Here is a 23,300-nt window from a genome sequence, read left to right on the forward strand (position 1 = left end):
AGGGGCGTGCATTGGCCCCCGACCTTGAACCCTGTGCTGGCGCACGTCAAATCCAGGGCATGGCTGGCAGTCATCAGCGTTGACCGACGATACGTTCGGTATTCAGGCGAGGGTCTTGGCCATCTCCGTCGTGGCCGCCCAGCCGAGCCCTGCATAGACTGGCCTGCCAGCCTCGGTCGCATGCAGCACGGCAAAGCCAAGGCCACGCTGGGCGAACTCGGCCTCGGCCAGTTGCATCAGCCCGCGGGCCAAGCCACGGCGTCGATGGCTGTGCTCGACGTAGACATTCAGCACATAGCCACGCAAACCCAGGGTCGGGTGGTTCGGGTGCGGCGGCCATTCAATGTCCATCAGGCCGATGGCGGCGACCGGGCGCTCCTGGTCCAGCAGCACGAAACCGTAGTAGCGGCCGTCTTCCAGGCGTGGCCGCAGCCAGGGGGCGAAGTGTTCGGTCATCAGGCGCAGGCGCTCCGGTGCACCACCGGCCTCGAGGAACATGGCCTCGCGATGGGCACAGACCATGGCATGGTCTTCGGGGCGCACGCGGCGCACGGTCAGGCCTGGAACGTCGATGTGGGTGGGGATGTCGGTCATGTCGGCTACCGGGGCGGAGTGTTCGATGCTAGGGGTTGCAGCCCAAGGGCGGCAGATACAGATGCGCGCTGAATCCGGCATACAGCACGCTTGCCGCGGTCGTCGCAACGAGGCGATGATCGGCGCCAACACCACGCCCATCGACGAGGCTTGCATGTCCATCGCCTTGCTTCTGCGTTGCCCCGACCTGAACAACGTGCGCCGCCATTACCGTGACGTGCTGGGTTTTACCGTCACGGATACCGCCCAGGGCACCCTGACCGCGCGCCTGCAAGGTTGCAGCCTGGTCTTCACCGAGCAGGACCTGTGGCAGCAGCCGGTGGGCTGCTCGGGGACGTTCTACCTGGTGATCGACGATGTCGAGGGCTATTACGCACAGATCAGGGACAAGGCCGACATCGCCTGGGCGCTGCAGGACATGCCTTACGGTTCGCGCGAATTCGGTGTGCGTGATTGCAACGGTTATCACCTGGCGTTCAGTCAGCACCAGGCTGGGCGGGGCGTTGCTTGAAGGGGGCGTCATTAGCACCCTCTCTTGCAGTGCTTGCGAGATCGAGCGCCGCCGGCGCGGCGTATCGCGGATGAATCTGCTCCTACATTCGTTGCAACGTTCCTGTGCCTGCCAGGGCTGGCACGCGCAAGAACGATCAAACCGGCCTCGCGCACACTTGCTAAGGTGGCCGCGCTGACTGAGGAGCAATGGAATGCGCGGCATCGAACACATCCTGTGGTACATCGAATCGGCCCTGGATACTGACCTGGACCTGGCAAGTGTCGGCAGGCATTTCGGCCTGTCGCCGTTCGCCCTGGCGCGCCAGTTCGTCGCCGCCACCGGCTGGCCGGTGATGCGGTATGTCCGGGCCCGGCGGCTGAGCCGGGCGGCCCAAGCCCTGCGTGAAGGCCACCCGGACATCCTGGACGTCGCCCTGGCGGCCGGCTACGGCTCCCACGAAGCATTCACGCGGGCCTTCTGCGACCTGTTCGGCGTTGCGCCGAGCCAGGTGCGTGGGCAGGCCCATGAACCGATCAATCTGGTGGAGCCCCTTCGCATGAAAGCACTGAACTTCGTCTCCCTGTCTGAACCCCGTTTCGAACACCGTCCCGAATTCATCGTCGCCGGCCTGGGCGAACGTTTCACCTTCGAGCGCAACGAGGGCATTGTGGGGTTGTGGCAGGCCTTCGATCCCTATGTCGGCAGGGTGCCTGGCCAGGTGGGTGATTTCACTTACGGGCTGTGCTGCAACCCGGGGGAGGATGGCAGTTTCGAGTACATCGCCGGGGTCGAGGTGGCCCGTACCGCCGAGCTTGCGGCGAATTTTCGCTTCTTCCGGCTCGCGGCGCGGGATTATGCGGTGTTCCGCCACCTGGGCCACGTGTCGATGATCCACCAGACGGTATTCACCGTGTTCAACCAGTGGTTGCCGGCGTCCGGCTACCAGGCCGCCGACGCGCCGGAGTTCGAGCTGTACAGCCCGGATTTCGATCCGATGCACGGCGTCGGCTACGTCGACCTGTGGATCCCCCTGGCCGGCCGCTGATCGCACGAGGCACTCCACGCGAGGTAGAGGGCTAGACTCGACGGGACATGGCAAGGGCACAGGAGCCACCGACATGACCCCGAAGAACAGCATCTGCCTCTGGTTCGACGGCGACGCCGAAGCGGCGGCGAACTTCTATGCGCGCACCTTCCCCGACAGCAGGGTGACCGCGGTGCACCAGGCCCCCGGCGACTACCCGTCCGGCAAGCAGGGCGATGTGATCACGGTCGAGTTCACGGTGATGGGCATCCCCTGCATCGGCCTCAATGGCGGGCCGATGTTCAAGCACAGCGAGGCGTTCTCGTTCCAGGTGGCGACCGATGACCAGGCGGAAACCGACCGTTACTGGAACGCCATCATCGATAACGGCGGTGAGGCCAGCGTTTGTGGTTGGTGCAAGGACAAGTGGGGGCTGTCGTGGCAGATTTCGCCGCGCGTGCTCACCCAAGCGGTGGGTGGTGCTGACCGGGCTGCCGCCAAGCGGGCGTTCGAAGCGATGATGACCATGGGCAAGATCGATATCGCGGCGATCGAGCAGGCGCTCAAAGGCTGAGAACCGGGCGAGCGAGGCGCATCTCTGCGCCGGCCTGTTCGCCGGCAAGGCCGGCTCCTACAGGTGTGGGGCTGAAGCTGAGGTGATCATCGCGTCTGCGTCACTTTGGTCCCATGGGCGGCAATACGCTTGCCGGCCTGCAAGCCAACTTCCATTGCCTGGCCATCGCGTTGCTTGCCTTGGCGCGCCTGGCCGACCAGTTCGGGAATCAACGGCCCTTCGGGCAGGTGCCGCCAGAACCGGCCGGGCAGGTGCTGGCGCAGGGCGTCCGGGTTGAGTCGAGCGGGGTTGAAGGTGTGCCGGTAGTAGGTGAGCCACAGCTCGGCGTCTGGATCTTCGGCGTTACGTGCCCACTGGCGCCATTCATCCGGGCAGTGGCGGTGGTGGTGCAGGTTCTCTCCGTCGAAGCGGATGCCGTCGTGCGGTGTCGCGATCAGCCAGCGCTGCCGCCCCAGGCGCTCGGCGAAATGGCCGCTGGCACTGTCGAGGATGTCGTGGGCGGGTTCGTGATAGGCCACCAGGTCCAGTTGCAGGCGTTCGGCCAATGCGGCAGGCAGTGGCACGAAGCGTACGAAGGCGTGCAGGTGATGGGCCTCGCGACCGACCTGCTTGATACGCCGCTGCAGTTCACTGCCCAGGCGGTCACCGGCAAGCATGGCGGTACGGTCACCATGGGCGACACGCCAGAGCACTTCGTAGAGCAGGTTCCAGCGTTGCTCGCCGCGATAGCGTCCGGCCTGCTCCAGCTGGGCCAGCAAGGCCGCCGGCACGCGGGCGCGAAACGGGCCTGGGCCTTCGGGCGCAGGTGCCGCTACCGCGAGCAGATCATCCATCGGGCCTTGGCCCCAGGTGACCTCGGCCGGGTCGATACCATGGCCGAGCAGCTGCCGAGCCTGGTCGCGCCAGGTGGCGAAGTCATCGTCGCAGTCGAGCGCGATCATCCCCACAAACCCATCTGCACTGGTGCCTGGGGCTCGCGCAGGCGGGCGCGCAGCAGGCCGCTGCGAAGTTCGGCCTGGGCCGGGCGGTAATCGCTGGTGACGATGAACGGGCGGGCCTTTTCCAGTACACAACGCAACTGGATCAGGTCGTCGTAGCGCACCCGTCGTTCACGGCGCAGGGCCACCAGCCGCTGTACGCTGCGCAGGCCGATGCCGGGGATACGTGCCAGCAGCGCCGGTTCGGCGCGGTTCACGTCAAGCGGGAACACATCGCGATTGGCCAGCGCCCAGGCCAGCTTGGGGTCGATATCCAGCGCCAGGTTGCCGGCTTCGCCCAGCAGCTCACCGGCCTTGTAGCCATAGCCGCGCAACAGGAAGTCGGCCTGGTACAGCCTGTGCTCGCGCAGCAGCGGCGGGGCGGCCAAGGGGACGCTGCCGGGGCTGTCGGGGATGGGGCTGAAGGCCGAGTAGTAGACGCGCTTGAGCCCGTACCCCTGGTACAGCGACTCGGCGTTGCGCAGCAGCGTGCTGTCGTCGGTGGTGTCGGCACCGACGATCACCTGGGTACTTTGCCCGGCGGGCGTGAAGCGCGGTGCCCGGGGCTCGCCGGCCACGGCCTGTTGCCCCTGGTGGATCACCCCCATGGCCTGGCGGATGGTGCTGGCCTGCTTTTCCGGTGCCAGGCGCTTGAGGCTGGCGTCGGTGGGCAGTTCGATGTTGACGCTCAGGCGGTCGGCCAGGCGCCCGGCTTCCTCGATCAGCAGCGGGTCGGCGTCGGGAATGGTCTTGAGGTGGATGTAGCCGCGAAAGCCGTGCTCCTCGCGTAGCAGGCGCGCCACTCTGATCAGTTGCTCCATGGTGTAGTCGGCCGAACGGATGATGCCGGAGCTGAGGAACAGGCCGCTGATGCAGTTGCGCCGGTAGAAGTCGAGGGTCAGGCGTACCACTTCCTCGGGGGTGAAGCGCGCCCGTGGCACGTTGCTGGAACGGCGGTTGACGCAGTACTGGCAATCGTAGAGGCAGAAGTTGGTGAGCAGTACCTTGAGCAGGGATACGCAGCGGCCATCCGGGGTGAAACTGTGGCAGATCCCCATGCCATCGGTGGCGCCAAGCCCGTCACGGCCTCGCGAGCTGCGCTTGGGCGCGCCGCTGCTGGCGCAGGAGGCGTCGTACTTGGCGGCGTCGGCAAGGATGCCGAGCTTGGCGATCAGTTGCATGGGGATTCTCGAAATACTGATTATTCATACAGTATTTCGGGGAGTGACTGATTGCAAGTGCCAGCTCGATCATGCCTGAGCAAATCAGTCGACTAAGCTTGACCCAGGCTCAACACCGCAGGCCCTGTGCCTGTGGGTTGCCGGTGCAGGCAAAGGCGAACACGGGAGCGCACATGAACATTGTGAAAAGAACGAAATGGGCCTTGCTCGGATTGGTCCTGGCATTGGGCGTGGGGAGCGCCCAGGCCGCCGACACCAAGCGGGTCGACGTGCTGCTGGTGGGCGGCGGCATCATGAGTTCGACGCTGGCGGTCTGGCTCAATGAGCTGGAGCCCGGCTGGACGATGGAGATGGTCGAGCGCCTGGACAAGGTCGCCGAAGAGAGCTCCAACGGTTGGAACAATGCCGGCACTGGCCACTCCGCGCTGGCCGAGCTCAACTACACGCCGGAGAAGGACGGCAAGATCGACATCAGCAAGGCGGTGGAGATCAACGAGTCGTTCCAGGTCACCCGGCAGTTCCTGGCCTGGCAGGTGAAACAGGGTGTGCTGAAGAATCCGCGTTCGTTCATCAATACCACGCCGCACATGAGCTTCGTCTGGGGGGACGACAATATCCGTTTCCTCAGGAAACGCTACGAAGCCTTGCAGGCCAGCCCGCTGTTCAAGCCCATGCAGTACTCCGAGGACCCTGCGCAGATCGCCAAGTGGGTGCCGCTGATGATGGAGGGGCGCGACCCCAACCAGAAACTCGCGGTGACCTGGACGCCCATCGGCACCGACGTCAACTTCGGCGAGATCACCCGGCAATACGTGGGTTATCTGCAGACCCGGCCGAACTTCGACCTCAAGCTGTCCACCGAAGTCGAGGGCATCAGCCGTAACGACGATGGCAGCTGGCACGTCACGTACAAGAACCTCAAGGACGGCAGCACCGCGGCCACCGACGCCAAGTTCCTGTTCATCGGTGCCGGTGGCGCCGCGCTGCCGCTGCTGCAGAAGTCGGGCATCGATGAAGCCAAGGACTACGCCGGCTTCCCGGTGGGCGGCTCGTTCCTGGTCACGGACAACCCGGCCATCGCCCAGCGGCACATGGCCAAGGCCTATGGCATCGCCGCCACCGGCGCGCCGCCGATGTCGGTGCCGCACCTGGACACCCGGGTGCTCGACGGCAAGCGCATGATCCTGTTCGGGCCATTCGCCACGTTCTCCACCAAGTTCCTCAAGCAGGGCTCGTTGCTGGACCTGGTAGCCAGCATGTCGTTGCATAACACCTGGCCGATGGTGCGGGTCGGGGTGCGTGAATTCGACCTGGTGCAGTACCTGATCGGCCAGTTGATGCAGTCGGAAGATGATCGTTTCGCCGCGCTGCAGACCTACTTCCCTGAAGCGAAGAAGGAAGACTGGCGCTTGTGGCAGGCAGGGCAGCGGGTGCAGATCATCAAGCAGGATGAAAACCTGGGCGGGGTGCTGAAGCTGGGGACCGAGATCGTGACGTCGAAGGATGGCAGCATCGCCGGTTTGCTGGGGGCCTCGCCGGGCGCCTCCACCGCGCCGCCGATCATGCTCGACCTGCTCAACAAAGTGTTCAAGGACAAGGTCGCCACCCCAGAGTGGCAGGCCAAGATCAAGCGGATCATCCCGTCGTACGGGATCCGCCTGAACGAGCATCCGGACAAGGTGCAGGAGGAGTGGAACTACACCAGCGAGGTGCTGCAACTGGCGCCCGCCGAAGTGCCTTGAGTCGTTTGCGATCCAGGTAGGAGCCAGCTTGCTGGCGAACCGCTTTCGCCAGCAAGCTGGCTCCTACAGAATGGATTGCGCAACTGCCTGGATCTGCTGGCGAAACCACCGTCGCAACGGATCGGCATGGGTGCGCGCATGCCAGATCTGCATCACTTGCACTCTGGGCAAGTCGAGCGGCAACGGATGGATGCGCAGGTCCGGATCACGCTCGACCGCCTCTTCGGCCAATGACCTCAGGCAGGTCAGCAGCAGGTCGGTGCCGCGCACAAGCCGTGTGGGTGCAATGAAGCTGGACAGGCCGGCAATGATCCTGCGCTCACGGCCCAGGCGGCGCAGCGCGCGATCGACGCGGCCATCCAGGTCGCCGGTCAGGGTGGTGATCAGGTGCTCGCACTCCAGGAAAGCCTCGAGGTTCATGCCTGCGGCCAGATGCGGGTTACCGACCGATGCCAGCACGACGAAGTCCTCGCTGAGCAGATGCTGCTGGTGGAAGGTGTCCGGCAAGTCGGTGTAGAAGCCGGCGATGGCCAGGTCGCAGGTGCCTTTCTCCAGTGCCTCACGCGGCAGTTCGCCACGGGTGTTGTGGGTGACCAGGGTGAGGTTCGGTGCCTGGCTGCGCAGGGTCGGCAGCAGGCCAGGCAGCAGTGTCTGTTCGAGGTAGTCGGTGCTGTATAGATGAAGGCGGGCAGGGCGGGCCAGGAAGTCCTCGTTGTCGCAACGCTCGAAGAAACCCCTCAATTGCTCGGTCAGCGCCTGAACCTGGGGCGCCAGTTCGTGGGCGCGTGGCGTCGGGGTGAGGCCGCGTGGCGCACGCACGAACAGCGGGTCGCCGAACTGGTGCCGCAACTTGTTGAGTTTGTGGCTGAGGGCCGGCTGGCTGAGGGCCAGGCGCTCTGCGGCTCGGGAGGCGTTGCGCTCCTCGTAGAGCACCTGGAACAGGTGCAGCAGGTTGAGATCCTTGTTGGCGATATTCATAAATTGGATTACAGGAATAAAGGCTTTCGAATTATCGAATCTTAGCGCGATGGTTAGCATGTGCCCATTCACATCCATTCGGAGGCGCCAATGCCCATCGCCATCTTCGCCACTGTCCACCCCCGGCCTGAGCACCGCGACACCATCGAAGCGGCCTTGCGCCTGATGGTCGAAAACAGCCGCGCTGAACCCGGCAACCTGCGCTATGACCTGTTCGCCCACGAAGGCGACTCACCGGCATTCGAATTGTTCGAACTGTATGCCGACGAGGCTGCTGTCGAAGCCCACCGCGCCAGCTCCCATTACCAGGCTTATCGCGCCGCCACCGTCGACTGGCTGGCCGCACCGACACGGGTGCAACTGGCCCGTGTACTCGATATCAGCCCATTCAACTGATCAGGAGATCATCATGTCCAGACTCGCAACCGTCGCCCTGGCCAGCGCGCTCATGGCTGGCGGCGCCGTCGCCGCGCCCAAGGGCGAGGTGCTGGTGCTGCTGTCCAGCGAAAACCAGCTGGCGCTCAAGGATGGCAAGCACTACCCGACCGGTTACTACCTCAACGAATTCGGCGTGCCCGCCGACCAGTTGCTCAAGGCTGGCTACAGGTTGGTGCTGGTCACGCCCAAGGGCAATGCGCCGAGCGTCGACGAGCGTTCCGTCGACCCGATGTACTTCGGTGGCGACCAGGCGGAAATGCTGCGTATCCGTCAGGTCGTCGAAAACCTGCCGGGCATCCACGACACGTTGTCGTTGACCCAGGTGCTGGCGGGTGACCTGGACCGTTACGCCGGTATCTTCATCCCAGGCGGGCATGCGCCGCTGATCGACCTGGCCAACAACCCCCAGGTAGGGGCACTGCTGCACCACTTCCACCAGGCTGGCAAGCCCACCGCCGCCATCTGCCATGGCCCCATTACGTTGTTGTCCGCGCAGCAGGATCCGGTGGCCTACCGCGCGGCCCTGGCCCGTGGCGAGGCTCCGGCGGCCCGTGACTGGCGCTACCAGGGTTATCGCATGACCATTTTCTCCGACCCGGAGGAGCAGGTGTTCGAGGGTTCGCTGAAGGGGGAGCGCTTGCAGTTCTATCCGGCGAAAGCGATGGCTGGCGCCGGTGGTGACATGAGCTATGCCGATGCCTGGAAGCCCCATGTGGTGGTCGATCGCGAACTGATCACCGGGCAGAACCCATTCTCCGACAAGGCGCTGGCCAAGGCGTTGTTGGAAAAACTGGACCAGGATGGCAAGAACGGCGGTTGAATCGTTGGCAACAAGCAAAGGCCCTGCTCCTCTGTCAGGGCCCTTGTCGCTCAGGTGCCAGTACGCTTGTGCGGCTTATGCGGGCGACCTGCGTAGGCGGACGTTTCGATGCTGGAAAAGGCTGTAATGGCAGCGTCGGTGAGGAAACTGTCGTACTGTGCCGATGCACGCAAGCGAGCCAGCTTTTCATCGGCAATGGCCTTGAAGTGGTTGACCGATGCAGTGAAATCGCCGGGCTTGGTCATGTTCTGAGGTCCTCTTGATCGAGAGCAGCGTAACCATGGGCAAGGTTGTAGGCAAGGCCAATACCCCTGACCTGGCGGAAGCCATCCTGAGTGTAGGCGGCGCGCGCCTGGGGGAGCGGATTTCTGATCACCACCCACTTCAAGCCAAGCATCCAGGCGTAATAGCGCACGGCACTCAGGCAAAGCGGCGCCACGTATCCCTTGGTCGCGAGTGCGTCGTCCGGATTGCGCTGCAGATACAGCACCATGATCTTTTCCTTGCTGTCCAGTGGGGACGCCCAACACATGCCAGCCAGATGGTCGTCATGCCACAGGGCGATGTCGAGGGCACGGGCGTGGACGTGCCTGGTTTTCCAGCGCGGTACCCGTTCCCAACCGAAATCGTGCGGGTCGGGAAGCCACTGTTCGTGCGCCGAGATGGCGCGGGTGTCGATTTCGCCGATCTCCAGCAGGCTGGCCATTTGCCCGTTCATTCGCTCGATCTCCAGCAGCGCTTGCCCCCTAGCGGCCCGTTTGAGCCCGGTGAGTTGGGCCAGAAGCTGATCATCCATGTCGTTCCTGTTCGAAGCAGAAGTGAGGTGCAACGAGGGTAACGATGATTGTGCCAGGAGTGGCCTGAGAGTCTCGGAGGTAGTTTCCCTTAGGGCTGTAGTATTGGTCCGAGCGTGGTGAGCCGGGGCTACCTTCAGCGTTTGGTCGGTCTGGTCAATCCATCGACCACCAGCACCGCCGCACCGGCCATGATGGCGATATCGGCCAGGTTGAAGACGCCGGTGTGCAGCGAGCCGACATTGAGTACCAGGTAGTCGACCACATGGCCATCGCGAAACACCCGGTCGATCAGGTTGGACAGGCCGCCCATGGCGATGAACCAAGCTGCGCAAGCTTTGACGGGTGCCGTTTGCCAGTGCTTGTAGGCCCAGGCCATGGCCCAGCAGCACACGATGCCCACGGCGACCACGAAGACCAGTAGCTTGAGGCCGGGCGCCAACCCCGCGCCGAGGCTGAGGAAGGCCCCGGGATTGAGGCTCAGGGCCAGGTCCAGCCAGAAGTTCTGGTTGCCGAGAACATAACTGTGGCTTTTCAGGGCGACCAGGGCGATGAGCTTCACCCACTGGTCGAGAATGATGAAGGCGACGCCCAGGATCAGGACGAGGGTACGGCTGGAGAACATGCTGGCAATTCCTGTGCTGCGCGGGCGCGGCCGTCCGGTATTGGCGGGCATGCCGACAGCGCGGCGAAGATAGCGCAGGCGGGTCTAGACTTAAAGCCTGGACCCGCATGACGCGCGGGCTGTGCAACCCTTCGACCACCGCCCCCGGGCCGGACATCGCCGACGGTGGCCTTCCGCTAGAGGAGGTCAGGTCATGGACGAGGCAAGGCTTCAGGAATTCATGGGCAGGTTGGTGGGCGACATGGGCGCGGCGGCGACCTTGGCCAATGTGGTGCTCGGTGACGAGCTCGGGCTTTACAGGGCCATGGCCGACAGCCTGCCGGTCACGCCCGAGGTGCTGGCCGAGCGCACCGGCTGCCAGCCCCGCTTGGTGCGTGAGTGGCTCAATGGCCAGGCCGCGGCAGGTTATGTGGAGCATCGCAATGGCAGCTTCACCCTCCCCGAGGAGCAGGCACTGACCCTGGCGCTCGAGGATTCGCCTGCCTACATGGCCGGTGGCGCGGCGGTGCTGGCTGCATTGTTCCATGACAAGGACAAGCTGGTGGCGGCCATGCGCGGCGACGGCGGGCTGGCCTGGGGCGATCATCACCCCTGCATGTTCAGTGGTACCGAGCGCTTCTTCCGCCCCGGCTACCGGACGTTCCTGGTGGCCGACTGGTTGCCGGCGCTGGACGGTGTGGTGGCCAAGTTGCAGGCCGGGGCGCAGGTGGCCGATGTGGGGTGTGGCCATGGCGCCTCGACCATCGTCCTGGCCCAGGCATTTCCGGCCTCGCATTTCGTGGGCTACGACTACCATGCCCCTTCGGTGAGCACCGCCATCGAACGTGCCCGGGAAGCAGGCCTGGGCGACCGGGTGAGCTTCGTCCAGGCGTCGGCCAAGGATTATCCCGGCCATGATCTCGACCTGGTGTGCTTCTTCGATTGCCTGCACGACATGGGCGACCCGGTCGGCGCGGCGCGCCATGCCTACAAGGCGTTGAAAGAGGATGGTACGGTGATGTTGGTCGAGCCGTTCGCCGAGGATACGCTGGACGCCAATATCAATCCGGTCGGGCGGTTGTTCTACGCAGCCTCGACCTTCATCTGCACGCCGAATTCGCTGTCGCAGGAAGTGGGGCTCGGGCTGGGGGCGCAGGCTGGCGAAGCGCGGCTGCGGGCGGTGTTCGAGGAGGCGGGGTTCACGCGGTTCCGGCGGGCGACGCAAACGCCGTTCAACCTGATCCTGGAGGCCAGGAAATAGAAACCGGGCTGCGCAGAAAAGAGAAGGGGCGCCATTCGGCGCCCCTTCATCCTGCAGCTTAGGCTTCAGCGTCCCATGGACGGTCGCCTTTCTCATCCTTGACGCGGGTCGGCAGGCCCATCACATCCAACGCCTTGAGGAACGGCTCGGCTGGCAGCTCCTCGACGTTGACCATGCGCCCGGCATCCCACTGGCCGCGGGCGACCAGCAGGGCGGCAGCCACCGGCGGCACGCCGGCGGTGTAGGAGATGCCCTGGCTGTCGGTCTCGGCGTAGGCTTCTTCGTGGTCCGCCACGTTGTAGATGAACACCTCACGCGGCTGGCCGTCCTTGGTGCCCTTGACCAGGTCGCCGATGCAGGTCTTGCCGGTGTAGCCCGGGGCCAGCGAGGCGGGGTCGGGCAGCACGGCCTTGACCACTTTCAATGGCACCACTTCCAGGCCTTCGGCGGTCTTGACCGGCTGCTCGGAGAGCAGGCCGAGGTTCTTCAGCACGGTGAACACGTTGATGTAGTGTTCGCCGAAGCTCATCCAGAAGCGCACGTTCGGCACGTTGAGGTTCTTCGAGATCGAATGAACCTCGTCGTGGCCGGTCAGGTACAGGTTCTGCGAACCCACCACCGGCAGGTCGTCGGTACGCTTGACCTCGAACATGGTGTTGCTGGTCCACTGGCTGTTCTGCCAGCTCCATACTTGCCCGGTGAACTCGCGGAAGTTGATTTCCGGGTCGAAGTTGGTGGCGAAGTACTTGCCGTGGGAACCGGCATTGACGTCGAGGATGTCGATCGAGTCAATGTGGTCGAAATACTGCTGCTGCGCGAGTTTCGCGTAGCTGTTCACCACACCCGGGTCGAAGCCGACACCAAGAATGGCGGTAATGTTCTTCTGCTGGCACTCTTCGAGGTGTTTCCACTCGTAGTTGCCATACCAGGGCGGGGTTTCGCAGATCTTGCCCGGTTCTTCGTGAATCGCGGTGTCCAGGTAGGCAACACCAGTATCGATGCAGGCGCGCAGCACCGACATGTTGAGGAAGGCGGAACCAACGTTGATCACGATCTGCGATTCGGTTTCGCGGATCAGTGCCTTGGTTGCCTCGACATCGAGGGCGTTGAGCGAGAAGGCCTGGATGTCGGCGGGTACCTTGAGGCTACCCTTGGCCTTGACGCTGTCGATGATGGCCTGGCATTTGGAGATGTTCCGTGACGCAATCGCAATACGACCCAGTTCGTCGTTATGCTGTGCGCACTTGTGGGCCACCACCTTGGCGACACCTCCTGCACCAATGATAAGAACGTTCTTCTTCAATTCAGCTGCTCTCCTTCATGAAAGCCTGTCTTACGACAGGCTCGAAACGTAGTCGTCGAAACCGAACTCGCGCACCACCTCGACGCTGCCGTCGAGTTGCTTGACCGCGATGGACGGCATTTTCAGACCGTTGAACCAGTTTTTCTTGACCATGGTGTAGCCGGCGGTATCGACGAACGACAGGCGGTCACCGATCTGCAGCGGCTTGTCGAACTGATATTCGCCGAAGATATCGCCGGCCAGGCACGACTTGCCGCAGACCATATAGGTGTGCGCGCCGTCGTTGGGGGCCATCTTGGCGTTGAGGCGATAGATCAGCAGGTCGAGCAGGTGCGCCTCGATCGAGCTGTCCACCACGGCCAGGTGCTTGCCGTTGTACAGGGTGTCGAGCACGGTCACTTCCAGCGAGGCGCTGTTGGTGATGGCGGCTTCGCCCGGCTCCAGGTAGACCTGCACGGCGTATTTTTCCGCGAAGGCTTTCAGGCGCGCACAGAAGGCATCGACCGCATAGTCTTCGCCGGTGAAATGGATGCCGCCACCGAGGCTGACCCACTCGACCTTGTGCAGCAGGTGGCCGAAGCGCTCTTCGATGTGCGACAGCATCTTGTCGAACAGGCTGAAGTCGCCGTTCTCGCAGTTGTTGTGGAACATGAAGCCGGAGATCTTCTCGATCACCTTCTCGATCTTTTCCGGGTCCCATTCACCCAGGCGGCTGAACGGGCGCGCAGGGTCGGCCAGCAGGTAGTCGGAGCTGCTCACCTGCGGGTTGACGCGCAGGCCGCGGACCTTGCCTTCGGACTGTTCTGTGAAGCGCTCGAGCTGGCCGATGGAGTTGAAGATGATCTTGTCGCAGTTCTCGAGCATCTCTTCGACTTCATCGTCGGCCCAGGCCACGCTGTAGGCGTGGGTTTCGCCTTCGAACTTCTGGCGGCCGAGCTTGAGCTCGTACAGCGAAGACGAAGTGGTGCCATCCATGTACTGCTGCATCAGGTCGAACACCGACCAGGTGGCGAAGCACTTGAGGGCGAGCAGGGCCTTGGCCCCGGACTGCTGGCGCACGTAGGCAATCTTTTCCATGTTGCCCAGCAGCTTTTGTTTATCGATGAGGTAGTACGGCGTCTTGATCATTTAAAGGCCCCCGGCCAGGCCGGCCAAAAAAAGGACACGCATTGTGCCTTCACTTGCCACTATTCGAAAGGGCGCAAGGCGCATTTCGTCTGAGTTGCGTGGGTCAGAGGCCCAGTTGAACAGAAGATTGTGACTGTCCGGGGCTGCGCTCAGGCTCCGCGCCTGCACGATGTGTTGTTGATCCTGGCCCGAGGGCGTATAAACTGCACCCACTTTTGGCCGGTCGCTTCCTGAACCGGCCGCTGAAACAAAGAGAGTCGATATGGGCGCACAGTGGAAAGCCAAGCATAGAGAAACGGCGGCCAACGCCAAGGGCAAGATCATGGGCAAGCTGGCCAAGGAGATCCAGATCGCGGCCAAGTCCGGCGCCGACCCGGACATGAACCCACGCCTGCGCCTGGCCATCGTCCAGGCCAAGAAAGCCTCGATGACCCGTGAGACCCTGGAGCGTGCGATCAAGAAAGGCGCAGGCCTGGACGGCGAGGCCGTGCAGTACCATGCCGTCAGCTACGAAGGCTTCGCCCCGCACCAGGTGCCGCTGATCGTCGAGTGCCTGACCGACAACATCAACCGCACCGTGGCGCAGATCCGCGTGCTGTTCCGCAAGGGCCAGCTGGGCGCCAGCGGTTCGGTGGCCTGGGACTTCAACCATGTCGGCCTGATCGAGGCCACCCCGGAAGGTGACGCCGACCCGGAAATGGCGGCTATCGAAGCCGGTGCCCAGGACTTCGAGGAAGGCGAGGAAGAGGGTTCGACCCTGTTCATCACCGACACCACCGACCTGGACGCGGTGCAGAAGGCCCTGCCGGAGCAAGGCTTCACCGTGACGTCGGCGAAGATCGGCTACACCCCGAAGAACCCGGTGAGTGCCGCCAGCCTCAGCGCCGAAGCGTTGGCCGAGGTCGAGGCATTCCTCGAGGCGATCGACGAGAACGAAGACGTGCAGAACGTCTATGTCGGCCTGACCGACTGATCTACCCAGCGCTTCACCGGCAAGCCGGCTCCTACACGCAGTTCCCCCGTAGGAGCCGGCTTGCCGGCGAATGGGCACTTGGATTCAACACAGGGGAGCCTGCATGAACCCCACCTTCGCCTCCCTCAGCCTCGCCCACCTGCGCACCCTCGACTGCCTCCTGCACCTGAAGAACCTCAGCCACGCCGCCGAGCGCCTGGGCTGCAGCCAGCCCGCGCTCAGCCGCCAACTCGCCCACCTGCGCGAAGCCTTCGACGACCCGTTGCTGGTGCGCCAGGGCCGTGGTTACGTGCTCAGCGAGCACGCCGAGGCACTGGTAGAACCGCTACGCCAGGTGCTGGACGAGCTGAGCGCTTTGCGCCAGCCCGCCGCCTTCGACCCGGCCCGTTGTGAACGACGTTTCTGCCTGGCCGCGTCGGACTATGTGGCCGAGCACATGCTGCCATTGCTGGTGGCGGCACTTGAACGTGAAGCGCCGGGGGTGTCGCTGGAGTACCGCACCTGGCAGGCCGGGCAGTACGCCTTGCTGGCCAGTGGCGAGATCGACCTGGCCACCACGCTGTTCGACGAGTCGCCGCCCAACCTGCACGGTCGCCTGCTCGGCGAGGACCGTGCGGTGTGCCTGATGCGGCACGACCATCCACTGGCCGTATGCGCCGAACTCAGCCAGGACGACTACCTGGCGTTCAAGCACGTGCGGGTGTCCGGTGGCGGCGACAAGGACAGCTTCATCGACCGCCACCTGCGCGCCCAGGGCATGCAACGGCGAATCAGCCTGGAGGTACCGTTCTTCAGCGCCATGGTCCAGGTGCTCGGCAACGGCCAGGCGCTGGCCACGGTGCCCGAGCATATCGCCACGCAGTTGGCGCGGATCCATGGCCTGACGTGGCGGCCGATGGAGTTCATCACGCATACCCAGCGTTACTGGGTGGTCTGGCACCAGCGCCTGCAAGCCTCGGCCGAGCACCGCTGGTTGCGCAACCGGGTGTTCGAGCTGTGGCGTCAGTCGCAGTTCGGTGTGCAAGGCGGGCATGCAGCATTGCCATAGCAGGTATGCGCGATACGGGGTTATTCATTGGCAAGAGGCCGCCTAGACTGCTGGGCATCGAGTTGTCTGCAACAGCCAGTTCGCCGGCAAGCCGGCTCCTACGTAGGAGCCGGCTTGCCGGCGAACTGGCCGGTACAGGCAGCGGACAACCCACAGGAGACCGCCGAGTGACCCCCGAACAATTCCGCCAATACGGCCACCAGTTGATAGACCTGATCGCCGACTACCGCCAGACCGTCGCCGAGCGCCCGGTCATGGCCCAGGTCGAGCCCGGCTACCTCAAGGCCGCCTTGCCCGATACGGCTCCGCAACAGGCCGAACCCTTCGAGGCGATCCTTAAAGATGTCGACCAACTGCTGATGCCGGGGCTGTCCCACTGGCAACACCCGGACTTCTACGGCTACTTCCCCTCCAACGGCACGCTGTCGTCGGTGCTGGGCGATTTCCTCAGCACCGGCCTGGGCGTGCTCGGCCTGTCCTGGCAGTCCAGCCCGGCCTTGAGCGAGCTGGAGGAAACCACGCTCGACTGGCTGCGCCAACTGCTGGGGCTGTCCAGCCAGTGGAGCGGGGTGATCCAGGACACCGCCTCGACCAGCACCCTGGTGGCGTTGATCTGCGCCCGGGAACGGACCACCGACTACGCCCTGGTGCGTGGCGGCCTGCAGGCCCAGGCCAAGCCTCTGGTGGTTTACGTCAGCGCCCACGCCCACAGCTCGGTGGACAAGGCTGCGCTGCTGGCTGGTTTTGGTCGCGACAATATTCGCCTGATTCCCACCGACGAACAGTTCGCCATGCAGCCCGAAGCGCTGCGTGCAGCCATCGCCAAGGACCTGGCCGCGGGCAACCAGCCTTGTGCCGTGGTCGCCACCACCGGCACCACCACCACTACCGCGCTCGATCCGCTGCGCGCGATCGGTGAGATCGCCCAGGCCAACCAGCTGTGGCTGCATGTCGACTCGGCCATGGCCGGTTCGGCGATGATCCTGCCGGAATGCCGCTGGATGTGGGACGGCATCGAGCTGGCCGACTCGGTGGTGGTCAATGCCCACAAGTGGCTGGGCGTGGCGTTCGACTGCTCGATCTACTATGTGCGCGACCCGCAGCACCTGATCCGGGTGATGAGCACCAACCCCAGCTACCTGCAATCGGCCGTCGATGGCGAGGTGAAGAACCTGCGTGACTGGGGCATCCCGCTGGGGCGCCGGTTCCGCGCGTTGAAGCTGTGGTTCATGCTCCGTAGCGAGGGCGTGGAGAACCTGCAGCAGCGCCTGCGCCGCGACCTGGACAATGCCCGTTGGCTGGCCGAGCAGGTGCAGGCGTCGGGTGAGTGGGAATTGCTGGCACCGGTGCAGTTGCAGACCCTGTGCATTCGTCATCGGCCTGCCGGACTGGACGGTGAGGCGTTGGATGCCCATACCCGTGGTTGGGCGGATCGCTTGAATGCCTCGGGCGACGCCTATGTGACGCCCGCTACCCTGGAAGGGCGCTGGATGGTGCGGGTGTCCGTCGGCGCGCTGCCGACCGAACGCGAGCATGTGCAGCGCCTGTGGCAACGCCTGCAAACCGTCGTCGCCTGACCCTGTATGTAGGAGCCAGCTTGCTGGCGAACCGAAGGCACACCGAGTTGGCTGAGTTCGCCAGCAAGCTGGCTCCTACACCGATCCTTGCATCAACAGCTTGAGCGATGCGTCGAACTGCTTCAGCGCATCGGCCTGCACGGCTTGCTCTTCATCCAGTTGGCGCACCAGGTCGACCCCCTTGGCCTGCTTGCTCGCCACCCCCTCGGCGCGGCCGATGTAGGTCAGCTGGTCATCGAAGAACCGCGCCACCACGCTGGCCTGGATCGCCTCGCTGCCGGGGCTGGCCAGTTGGCTGCGGGCATCGAGCAGCACGATCACATCCGGACGGTCGGCGAGCAGGGTGTCGAGGTCGTCGTAGAACGTGACTTCGGCGAACGTCTGGGCGAGCGATTGCGCCAGCCATGCATAGGCCTGGCTGCCACCCAGGGTGGCTACCGGCGTGCCCTTGGTGGAGCCCGGCACGGCCTGGTCGCGATGACGTTGCAGGTAATCCAGGGTCGCGGCGGCGTTGCGCCCCAGCAGCACCGCCACATGCTGGCCATGGCTCAGGGTGACGCTGGACAACTCGGTGGCCGAGTAGAAGTGCCCGTAGGGTTGTGTCTGCTGCTGGCTGGCGGGCGCCGCGCAACCCGCAAGGGCGGCGAACAGGGCCAGCAGGGCGGCGAGCATGCCGGTTTTCATGGGAGTTGCCTCGTCGAAGTGCCAATGCCGCCATCTTCCTCGCGCGAAGCAGCGGACGGAACTCGATGGCAGGCATGGTGGCTATCGACGGCGTCGATGGTTCAGCGTGGCGCGCTCATGAACTGCAAGATGCGTTCGCGCAGCCAGCGCTCGGCCGGGTCATTGTCGTGGGCGCTGCTCCAGGCCATCGACAGTTCGGCCTCGCTGACATCGAAAGGCGCCGGGTCGGCGCGCAAACTGCCGTCGTCGGCCAGGGCGCAGGCGGCGTAGTCCGGCACGGTGGCGATCATTTCGGTGTTGCGCAGCAGTGCGCGCAGGCTGCCGAATTGCGGCACCGCCAGCACCACCTTGCGCGTGCGGCCGATGCGCGCCAGGTCCAGGTCGATATTGCCGCTCATGTCGCCGGAGAACGACACCATCACATGGGGGCGGGCGCAGTACTCGTCGAGGGTCAATGGCCCGGGGCGGTCGTCGGCGCGCAGCACCCGCACGCCAATGTCGCGCAGTGTGCGGCGTTTCGCGTTGGCCGGCAGGTCGGTGGTATAGCTGACCCCCACCGAGATCTCGCCGGAAGCGAGCAGGCCCGGCATCAGCAGGAAGTTGGCCCGGCGCACCACCACGCTGATTTGTGGTGCTTCCTGGCGCAAGGCTTCGAGCAGGGCGGGGAACAGGCCGAACTCGGCATCGTCCGACAGGCCCAGGCGGAACACGTTGCAGCTGCTGGCCGGGTCGAACGCCTTGGCCCGGCTGATCGCCGCCGAGATCACATCCATCGCCGGTGCCAGCTCACCGAAGATCTGCAACGCTCGTGGCGTGGGCTCCATGGCCCGGCCATTGCGGATTAGCAGCGGGTCGTCGAACAGGTCGCGCAGGCGGGCGAGGGCGGCGCTGACCGTGGGTTGGGTGATGAACAGCTTTTCGCCGACCCGGGTGAGGTTGCGTTCGAGCATCAACGCTTCGAACACCACCAGCAGGTTCATGTCGACGCGGCGCAGGTCGTTGCGGTTCATGCAGGGCCCTTGGACGGAGGAAAGTGCCGATTCAAGCACAGATCCGGGCGCGAGGCTTGTACCGATGTGCCTGGCGTGGCGGCTGACAGACCCACGCTATCAACCTTCAATACTGCCTCTATTAGACCTCTGCCCAAGCTCGACTAGTCTTTCCCCTGGCCCCGCGAAAAGCCGTCGCGGGATGCGTGGCGGTGCACACCGGCCACACCTGATGAGGGGTAGGCCCGGGCCTTGCGCCCGGCCGATCGAATACCTGGCGCCGCGTTCACAACAATGCCCGGAAACCTGGACAGATCCGACCCAAAAGGTAGAAGCAGATGTCGAACGAATCGAAATGCCCGTTCCATCAAACCGCTGGTGGTGGCACCAGCAACCGTGACTGGTGGCCCGACCAGCTCAACCTGAAGATCCTCCACCAGCACTCGCGCAAGTCCGATCCGATGGACCCGGACTTCGACTACGCCAAGGCGTTCAAGAGCCTCGATTTCCAGGCCCTGAAAAAAGACCTGAACGCCTTGATGACCGACTCTCAGGACTGGTGGCCGGCCGACTTCGGCCACTACGGCCCACTGTTCATCCGCATGGCCTGGCACAGCGCCGGCACCTACCGCATCGGTGATGGCCGCGGTGGCGCCGGCTCCGGCCAGCAACGCTTCGCCCCGCTCAACAGCTGGCCAGACAACGTCAGCCTGGACAAGGCCCGGCGCCTGCTGTGGCCGATCAAGCAGAAGTACGGCAACAAGATTTCCTGGGCTGACCTGATCGTGCTCACCGGCAACGTCGCCCTGGAGTCGATGGGCTTCAAGACTTTCGGCTTCTCCGGCGGCCGCGCCGATGTCTGGGAGCCGGACGAGGATGTGTACTGGGGCTCGGAAAAGGTCTGGCTGGGTGGCGACACCCGCTACGGCAAGGCCGAGGCGCCCGGCAAGGGCGACCTGGTAGCGGAACCGGCCAAGCACCCGCAAGAGCAGGGCCGCAACCTGGCCGGTGAGCGCAACCTGGAAAACCCGCTGGCCGCCGTGCAGATGGGTCTGATCTATGTCAACCCGGAAGGCCCGGAAGGCAACCCCGACCCGGTCGCCTCGGGCAAGGATATCCGCGACACCTTCGGCCGCATGGCCATGGACGATGAAGAGACCGTGGCCCTGATCGCCGGTGGCCACGCCTTCGGCAAGACCCACGGCGCGGGCCCCGCCGACAACGTCGGTCCCGAGCCGGAAGCGGCGGGCCTGGAGCAGCAAGGCTTTGGCTGGCACAACAAGTTCCGCTCCGGCAAGGGCGGCGACACCATCACCAGCGGCCTGGAAGTGACCTGGACCTCGACCCCGACGAAGTGGAGCAACGAGTACCTGAACAACCTGTTCAACTTCGACTGGGAACTGACCAAGAGCCCTGCAGGCGCGCACCAGTGGCGGCCGAAGGACGGCAAGGGCGCCGACACCGTGCCCGATGCCCATGACGCCACGAAACGCCATGCGCCTTCGATGCTCACCTCTGACCTGGCGCTGCGTTTCGACCCGATCTACGAACCCATCGCCCGGCGCTTCAAGGACAATCCCGACCAGCTCGCCGACGCGTTCGCCCGCGCCTGGTACAAGCTGATCCACCGCGACATGGGCCCGCTGGCGCGTTACCTGGGCCCGGAGATGCCCAATGAGGAACTGTTGTGGCAGGACCCGCTGCCCAAGGCGGGCCCTCAGCCAAGCGAAGCCGATATCGCCGGGCTCAAGGCCAAGGTGCTGGCGTCGGGGCTGAGTGTTGCCGAGCTGGTTGCCGCCGCCTGGGCCTCGGCCTCGACCTTCCGCGGTTCCGACAAGCGCGGTGGTGCCAACGGTGCCCGGGTGCGCCTGGCACCGCAGAATGGTTGGGCGGCGAACCAGGGTGTCGACAAGGTGCTGGCGGCACTGGAGAAGATCCGCAGCGAGGGAGGTAACAAGATCTCCCTGGCCGACCTGATCGTGCTGGCTGGCAGCGCGGCGGTGGAGAAGGCCGCCAAGGATGCCGGGCACACGATCAGCGTGCCGTTCCACCCGGGGCGCGTGGATGCCTCGCAGGAACAGACCGATGTCGAGTCGTTCGCCGTGCTGGAGCCCCTGGCTGACGGCTTCCGTAATTTCAGCAAGGCGCGCTACAGCGTCAAGGCCGAGAAATTGCTGCTGGACAAAGCCCAGTTGCTGACCCTCACCGCGCCGGAACTGACGGTGCTGGTTGGCGGCCTGCGTGTGCTCGGTGCCAACCATGGCGGCAACAAGGAGGGGGTGTTCACCGACAAGCCCGGCGTGCTGACCAACGACTTCTTCCGCAACCTGCTGGACATGGGCGTGGAGTGGAAGCCGACCTCGGCGGACAACGAGCACTTCGAGGGCCGTGACCGCAAGACCGGCGCGGTGAAGTGGACCGGTAGCCGGGTCGACCTGGTGTTCGGCTCCCATGCGCAGTTGCGTGCCCTGAGCGAGGTGTACGGCAGCAGTGATGCCGCCGCGAAGTTCGTCAAGGACTTCGTCGCGGCCTGGGCGAAGGTGATGGAGCTGGATCGCTTCGACCTCAAGTAGCCAACCTGTCGCAAAAAACCGCCCCACAGGTTTGCCGCCTGTGGGGCGGGCGCGTTTTCAGGCCATGCCGGGCGCTCTACAGCAGATCGGCCAGTTGCCTGCCGGCATGGCGCACTTGGGCAAGGGTCAAGGAGGCGTAGCCGAGCACTATCGCCGGTGGCGGTCGCACATCCATGCAGAACCGCTGCAGCGGTTGCAGGTGCAAGCCGACTTCCGCCGCCCGCTGGCACAGGTGGTCCGCGTCGCTGCCAGCGGGCAGTCGCAGCAGGCAATGCAGGCCGGCATGGTCGCCGTGAAGGGTGAACCGCCCGGGCGCGTGCTGTTGCAGCACGGCGGCCAGGGCGTCGCGGCGTTGCTGGTAGGTGTGCCGGGCGGTGCGCAGGTGGCGCAGCAGGCCGCCGCGCTCGATCAGGCTGGCCAGGGCAAGCTGTTCGGCCACGCCGACGGCGCGGCCGGTCAGTTCGACACGGGCCAGCAAGGCGGTGCGCCAGGCCTTGGGGACCAGTAGGTAACCGACCCGCAGGCCGGCGAACAGGGTCTTGTTGAAACAGCCGCAGAAGATCACCCGGTCACCTTGGTCCAGCGCCTTGAGCGCCGGCAATGGCGCGCTGTTGTAGTTGAACTCACTGTCGTAGTCGTCCTCGATGACCCAGGCCTGTTCACGCTGTGCCCAGTCCAGCAACGCCAGGCGCCGCGACACCGGCAGGGTGGCGCCGGTCGGTGCCTGGTGCGCAGGCGTGAGGTAGAGCAGGCGGGCGCCGCAGCCGGGCAGGGCGTCACTGCGCAGCCCGTCGTCATCCACCGGCACTGCCCGCACCTGGGCGCCGGCCTGGCGCAGCAGCGCGGCGGCGGCGGGGTAGCCGGGGTCTTCGACGGCGGCGATATCGCCTGGGCGCAGGAGCGTGGCGATGACCAGTTCCAGGCTGTCGCGAATGCCATGGGTGATGATCAGGTCGTCGGCCGAGCAGGCGATGCCACGGTGCTGGGCCAGGTAACCGGCCAACTGCTCACGCAACGCAGGCGAGCCTTGCGCCTTGGCGTGAGCGAGTTGGTCGGGCGAGGCGCCGTTCAAGGCCTGGGTCAGCAGTTGCGCCCATTGCCGAGGGGGAAACAGCGCGGGATCGGGCAAGCGGGCCACGAAAGGTACGCCGGCACGGACCCGGGTTTCCAGCGGGGACGGTATGCCGCTGGCCGCGAGTGCCGGTGTGGCGTTGCCCGCGCCGAGCAGATGCTCGGGCACCACGGCGCAGACACGGCTGCCGGAACCGCTGCGCCGTTCGATGTAGCCCTCACTGCGCAGACGGTCGAATACCACTTCCAGCGTGCCGCGCGACAGCCCCCAGCGTGCCGCCAGGGTACGGCTGGAGGGCAGCGCCGCCCCCGCGAGCAGGCGTCGTTCGAGGATGGCGTCGCGCAACGCCTGGTAGGCGCCTTGCTGCTTGCCGAGGCCAGGCGTGGAAGGCAGCGGCAGGTCGAGGGGCAGGGCAGTCTTGCCGCGAGACATAGTGGTCTACTCATTTCCGTGCCAAATGGCTCTGAATACTA

The 23,300-nt window shown here is 64.8% G+C and carries 23 protein-coding genes; 11 read left to right on the top strand and 12 right to left on the bottom strand.

All coding sequences use genetic code 11. The features are described from left to right. Positions 1-102: 102 nt before the first annotated feature. Entirely contained in the window at positions 103-594 is a 492-nt protein-coding gene (locus NGM28_RS04780; RefSeq protein ID WP_240063561.1) for a GNAT family N-acetyltransferase, read from the bottom strand. A 61-nt stretch (positions 595-655) separates the two neighbouring features. Between NGM28_RS04780 and NGM28_RS04785 the strand changes: the two genes are divergently transcribed. The 3 genes from NGM28_RS04785 to NGM28_RS04795 all read left to right on the top strand — a co-directional run bounded on the left by NGM28_RS04785 (position 656) and on the right by NGM28_RS04795 (position 2,685). After that, on the top strand, positions 656-1,105 hold the full coding sequence (locus tag NGM28_RS04785) for a VOC family protein (protein WP_240063562.1): 450 nt from the start codon (positions 656-658) through the stop codon (positions 1,103-1,105). 193 nt (positions 1,106-1,298) lie between these two features. After that, positions 1,299-2,132: an AraC family transcriptional regulator gene (locus NGM28_RS04790; protein ID WP_252088868.1), complete on the top strand. Its 834-nt coding sequence runs from the start codon at positions 1,299-1,301 to the stop codon at positions 2,130-2,132. Between the two features lie 73 nt (positions 2,133-2,205). Continuing rightward, complete coding sequence (locus NGM28_RS04795) at positions 2,206-2,685, top strand: VOC family protein (RefSeq protein ID WP_240063564.1); 480 nt, start codon at positions 2,206-2,208, stop codon at positions 2,683-2,685. A gap of 86 nt (positions 2,686-2,771) precedes the next feature. Here NGM28_RS04795 and NGM28_RS04800 read toward each other — a convergent pair whose 3' ends face one another. Both NGM28_RS04800 and NGM28_RS04805 read right to left on the bottom strand, forming a co-directional pair. Then, complete coding sequence (locus NGM28_RS04800; RefSeq protein ID WP_252088869.1) at positions 2,772-3,626, bottom strand: TIGR03915 family putative DNA repair protein; 855 nt, start codon at positions 3,624-3,626, stop codon at positions 2,772-2,774. Next, positions 3,623-4,843 (bottom strand): putative DNA modification/repair radical SAM protein, encoded by a 1,221-nt coding sequence (locus tag NGM28_RS04805; protein ID WP_011533565.1) that lies wholly within the window; start codon positions 4,841-4,843, stop codon positions 3,623-3,625. The genes NGM28_RS04800 and NGM28_RS04805 overlap by 4 nt, the downstream gene beginning before the upstream one ends. A gap of 173 nt (positions 4,844-5,016) precedes the next feature. On the opposite strand from NGM28_RS04805, the gene mqo reads away from it, so the two are divergent. Beyond that, positions 5,017-6,585 carry a malate dehydrogenase (quinone) gene (mqo, locus tag NGM28_RS04810; protein WP_252088870.1) on the top strand — a complete coding sequence of 523 codons (1,569 nt, stop codon included), beginning with the start codon at positions 5,017-5,019 and terminating at the stop codon, positions 6,583-6,585. Between the two features lie 63 nt (positions 6,586-6,648). Here the strand turns inward: mqo and NGM28_RS04815 are convergent, their stop codons facing one another. Next, positions 6,649-7,563, bottom strand: a complete 915-nt coding sequence (locus NGM28_RS04815) for a LysR family transcriptional regulator (protein WP_252088871.1) — start codon at positions 7,561-7,563, stop codon at positions 6,649-6,651. 90 nt (positions 7,564-7,653) lie between these two features. On the opposite strand from NGM28_RS04815, the gene NGM28_RS04820 reads away from it, so the two are divergent. Next, positions 7,654-7,959, top strand: a complete 306-nt coding sequence (locus NGM28_RS04820; RefSeq protein ID WP_240063568.1) for a putative quinol monooxygenase — start codon at positions 7,654-7,656, stop codon at positions 7,957-7,959. Between the two features lie 13 nt (positions 7,960-7,972). Next, complete coding sequence (locus tag NGM28_RS04825) at positions 7,973-8,821, top strand: type 1 glutamine amidotransferase domain-containing protein (protein ID WP_252088872.1); 849 nt, start codon at positions 7,973-7,975, stop codon at positions 8,819-8,821. A 50-nt stretch (positions 8,822-8,871) separates the two neighbouring features. On the opposite strand, the gene NGM28_RS04830 is transcribed toward NGM28_RS04825, so the two are convergent. From NGM28_RS04830 to NGM28_RS04840, 3 genes are all read right to left on the bottom strand, one after another. Beyond that, positions 8,872-9,066, bottom strand: a complete 195-nt coding sequence (locus tag NGM28_RS04830; RefSeq protein ID WP_252088873.1) for a hypothetical protein — start codon at positions 9,064-9,066, stop codon at positions 8,872-8,874. After that, positions 9,063-9,617: a hypothetical protein gene (locus tag NGM28_RS04835; RefSeq protein WP_252088874.1), complete on the bottom strand. Its 555-nt coding sequence runs from the start codon at positions 9,615-9,617 to the stop codon at positions 9,063-9,065. The genes NGM28_RS04830 and NGM28_RS04835 overlap by 4 nt, the downstream gene beginning before the upstream one ends. A gap of 134 nt (positions 9,618-9,751) precedes the next feature. Beyond that, entirely contained in the window at positions 9,752-10,240 is a 489-nt protein-coding gene (locus NGM28_RS04840; protein ID WP_252088875.1) for a signal peptidase II, read from the bottom strand. Between the two features lie 193 nt (positions 10,241-10,433). Between NGM28_RS04840 and NGM28_RS04845 the strand changes: the two genes are divergently transcribed. Then, complete coding sequence (locus NGM28_RS04845) at positions 10,434-11,480, top strand: class I SAM-dependent methyltransferase (RefSeq protein WP_252088876.1); 1,047 nt, start codon at positions 10,434-10,436, stop codon at positions 11,478-11,480. Positions 11,481-11,538: 58 nt separating this feature from the next. Here NGM28_RS04845 and NGM28_RS04850 read toward each other — a convergent pair whose 3' ends face one another. Together NGM28_RS04850 and nspC are read right to left on the bottom strand one after the other, a co-directional pair. Then, positions 11,539-12,783: a saccharopine dehydrogenase family protein gene (locus NGM28_RS04850; RefSeq protein ID WP_252088877.1), complete on the bottom strand. Its 1,245-nt coding sequence runs from the start codon at positions 12,781-12,783 to the stop codon at positions 11,539-11,541. Positions 12,784-12,813: 30 nt separating this feature from the next. Further along, a complete protein-coding gene (gene nspC / locus NGM28_RS04855; RefSeq protein WP_240063578.1) occupies positions 12,814-13,911 on the bottom strand; it encodes a carboxynorspermidine decarboxylase in 1,098 nt (365 codons plus the stop codon). 262 nt (positions 13,912-14,173) lie between these two features. On the opposite strand from nspC, the gene NGM28_RS04860 reads away from it, so the two are divergent. The 3 genes from NGM28_RS04860 to NGM28_RS04870 all read left to right on the top strand — a co-directional run bounded on the left by NGM28_RS04860 (position 14,174) and on the right by NGM28_RS04870 (position 17,509). Beyond that, a complete protein-coding gene (locus NGM28_RS04860; protein ID WP_011533576.1) occupies positions 14,174-14,884 on the top strand; it encodes a YebC/PmpR family DNA-binding transcriptional regulator in 711 nt (236 codons plus the stop codon). A 103-nt stretch (positions 14,885-14,987) separates the two neighbouring features. After that, positions 14,988-15,932, top strand: coding sequence for a LysR family transcriptional regulator (locus NGM28_RS04865; RefSeq protein WP_252088878.1), 945 nt, complete (start codon positions 14,988-14,990; stop codon positions 15,930-15,932). 167 nt (positions 15,933-16,099) lie between these two features. Further along, positions 16,100-17,509, top strand: coding sequence for a DOPA decarboxylase (locus NGM28_RS04870; protein WP_252088879.1), 1,410 nt, complete (start codon positions 16,100-16,102; stop codon positions 17,507-17,509). 75 nt (positions 17,510-17,584) lie between these two features. Here the strand turns inward: NGM28_RS04870 and NGM28_RS04875 are convergent, their stop codons facing one another. Further along, positions 17,585-18,193 carry an ATPase gene (locus tag NGM28_RS04875; protein ID WP_240063581.1) on the bottom strand — a complete coding sequence of 203 codons (609 nt, stop codon included), beginning with the start codon at positions 18,191-18,193 and terminating at the stop codon, positions 17,585-17,587. Positions 18,194-18,294: 101 nt separating this feature from the next. Then, on the bottom strand, positions 18,295-19,203 hold the full coding sequence (locus tag NGM28_RS04880; protein WP_252088880.1) for a LysR family transcriptional regulator: 909 nt from the start codon (positions 19,201-19,203) through the stop codon (positions 18,295-18,297). 317 nt (positions 19,204-19,520) lie between these two features. On the opposite strand from NGM28_RS04880, the gene katG reads away from it, so the two are divergent. Further along, positions 19,521-21,755, top strand: a complete 2,235-nt coding sequence (gene katG / locus NGM28_RS04885; RefSeq protein ID WP_252088881.1) for a catalase/peroxidase HPI — start codon at positions 19,521-19,523, stop codon at positions 21,753-21,755. A gap of 76 nt (positions 21,756-21,831) precedes the next feature. On the opposite strand, the gene pdxR is transcribed toward katG, so the two are convergent. After that, positions 21,832-23,259 (bottom strand): MocR-like pyridoxine biosynthesis transcription factor PdxR, encoded by a 1,428-nt coding sequence (gene pdxR, locus NGM28_RS04890; RefSeq protein ID WP_252088882.1) that lies wholly within the window; start codon positions 23,257-23,259, stop codon positions 21,832-21,834. Positions 23,260-23,300 lie beyond the last annotated feature (41 nt).

Source organism: Pseudomonas sp. MWU13-3659 (genome assembly GCF_023757525.1).
Classification (GTDB): domain Bacteria; phylum Pseudomonadota; class Gammaproteobacteria; order Pseudomonadales; family Pseudomonadaceae; genus Aquipseudomonas; species Aquipseudomonas entomophila_E.

Coding starts and splice junctions, on each gene's coding strand:
- NGM28_RS04835 (WP_252088874.1), bottom strand. CDS start 9,617: ATGGATGATCAGCTTCTGGCCCAACTCACCGGGCTCAAACGGGCCGCT.
- NGM28_RS04845 (WP_252088876.1), top strand. CDS start 10,434: ATGGACGAGGCAAGGCTTCAGGAATTCATGGGCAGGTTGGTGGGCGAC.
- NGM28_RS04875 (WP_240063581.1), bottom strand. CDS start 18,193: ATGAAAACCGGCATGCTCGCCGCCCTGCTGGCCCTGTTCGCCGCCCTT.
- katG (WP_252088881.1), top strand. CDS start 19,521: ATGTCGAACGAATCGAAATGCCCGTTCCATCAAACCGCTGGTGGTGGC.
- nspC (WP_240063578.1), bottom strand. CDS start 13,911: ATGATCAAGACGCCGTACTACCTCATCGATAAACAAAAGCTGCTGGGC.
- NGM28_RS04830 (WP_252088873.1), bottom strand. CDS start 9,066: ATGACCAAGCCCGGCGATTTCACTGCATCGGTCAACCACTTCAAGGCC.
- NGM28_RS04820 (WP_240063568.1), top strand. CDS start 7,654: ATGCCCATCGCCATCTTCGCCACTGTCCACCCCCGGCCTGAGCACCGC.
- mqo (WP_252088870.1), top strand. CDS start 5,017: ATGAACATTGTGAAAAGAACGAAATGGGCCTTGCTCGGATTGGTCCTG.
- NGM28_RS04840 (WP_252088875.1), bottom strand. CDS start 10,240: ATGTTCTCCAGCCGTACCCTCGTCCTGATCCTGGGCGTCGCCTTCATC.
- NGM28_RS04865 (WP_252088878.1), top strand. CDS start 14,988: ATGAACCCCACCTTCGCCTCCCTCAGCCTCGCCCACCTGCGCACCCTC.
- pdxR (WP_252088882.1), bottom strand. CDS start 23,259: ATGTCTCGCGGCAAGACTGCCCTGCCCCTCGACCTGCCGCTGCCTTCC.
- NGM28_RS04785 (WP_240063562.1), top strand. CDS start 656: ATGCGCGCTGAATCCGGCATACAGCACGCTTGCCGCGGTCGTCGCAAC.
- NGM28_RS04825 (WP_252088872.1), top strand. CDS start 7,973: ATGTCCAGACTCGCAACCGTCGCCCTGGCCAGCGCGCTCATGGCTGGC.
- NGM28_RS04860 (WP_011533576.1), top strand. CDS start 14,174: ATGGGCGCACAGTGGAAAGCCAAGCATAGAGAAACGGCGGCCAACGCC.
- NGM28_RS04805 (WP_011533565.1), bottom strand. CDS start 4,843: ATGCAACTGATCGCCAAGCTCGGCATCCTTGCCGACGCCGCCAAGTAC.
- NGM28_RS04795 (WP_240063564.1), top strand. CDS start 2,206: ATGACCCCGAAGAACAGCATCTGCCTCTGGTTCGACGGCGACGCCGAA.
- NGM28_RS04800 (WP_252088869.1), bottom strand. CDS start 3,626: ATGATCGCGCTCGACTGCGACGATGACTTCGCCACCTGGCGCGACCAG.
- NGM28_RS04780 (WP_240063561.1), bottom strand. CDS start 594: ATGACCGACATCCCCACCCACATCGACGTTCCAGGCCTGACCGTGCGC.
- NGM28_RS04790 (WP_252088868.1), top strand. CDS start 1,299: ATGCGCGGCATCGAACACATCCTGTGGTACATCGAATCGGCCCTGGAT.
- NGM28_RS04815 (WP_252088871.1), bottom strand. CDS start 7,563: ATGAATATCGCCAACAAGGATCTCAACCTGCTGCACCTGTTCCAGGTG.
- NGM28_RS04880 (WP_252088880.1), bottom strand. CDS start 19,203: ATGAACCGCAACGACCTGCGCCGCGTCGACATGAACCTGCTGGTGGTG.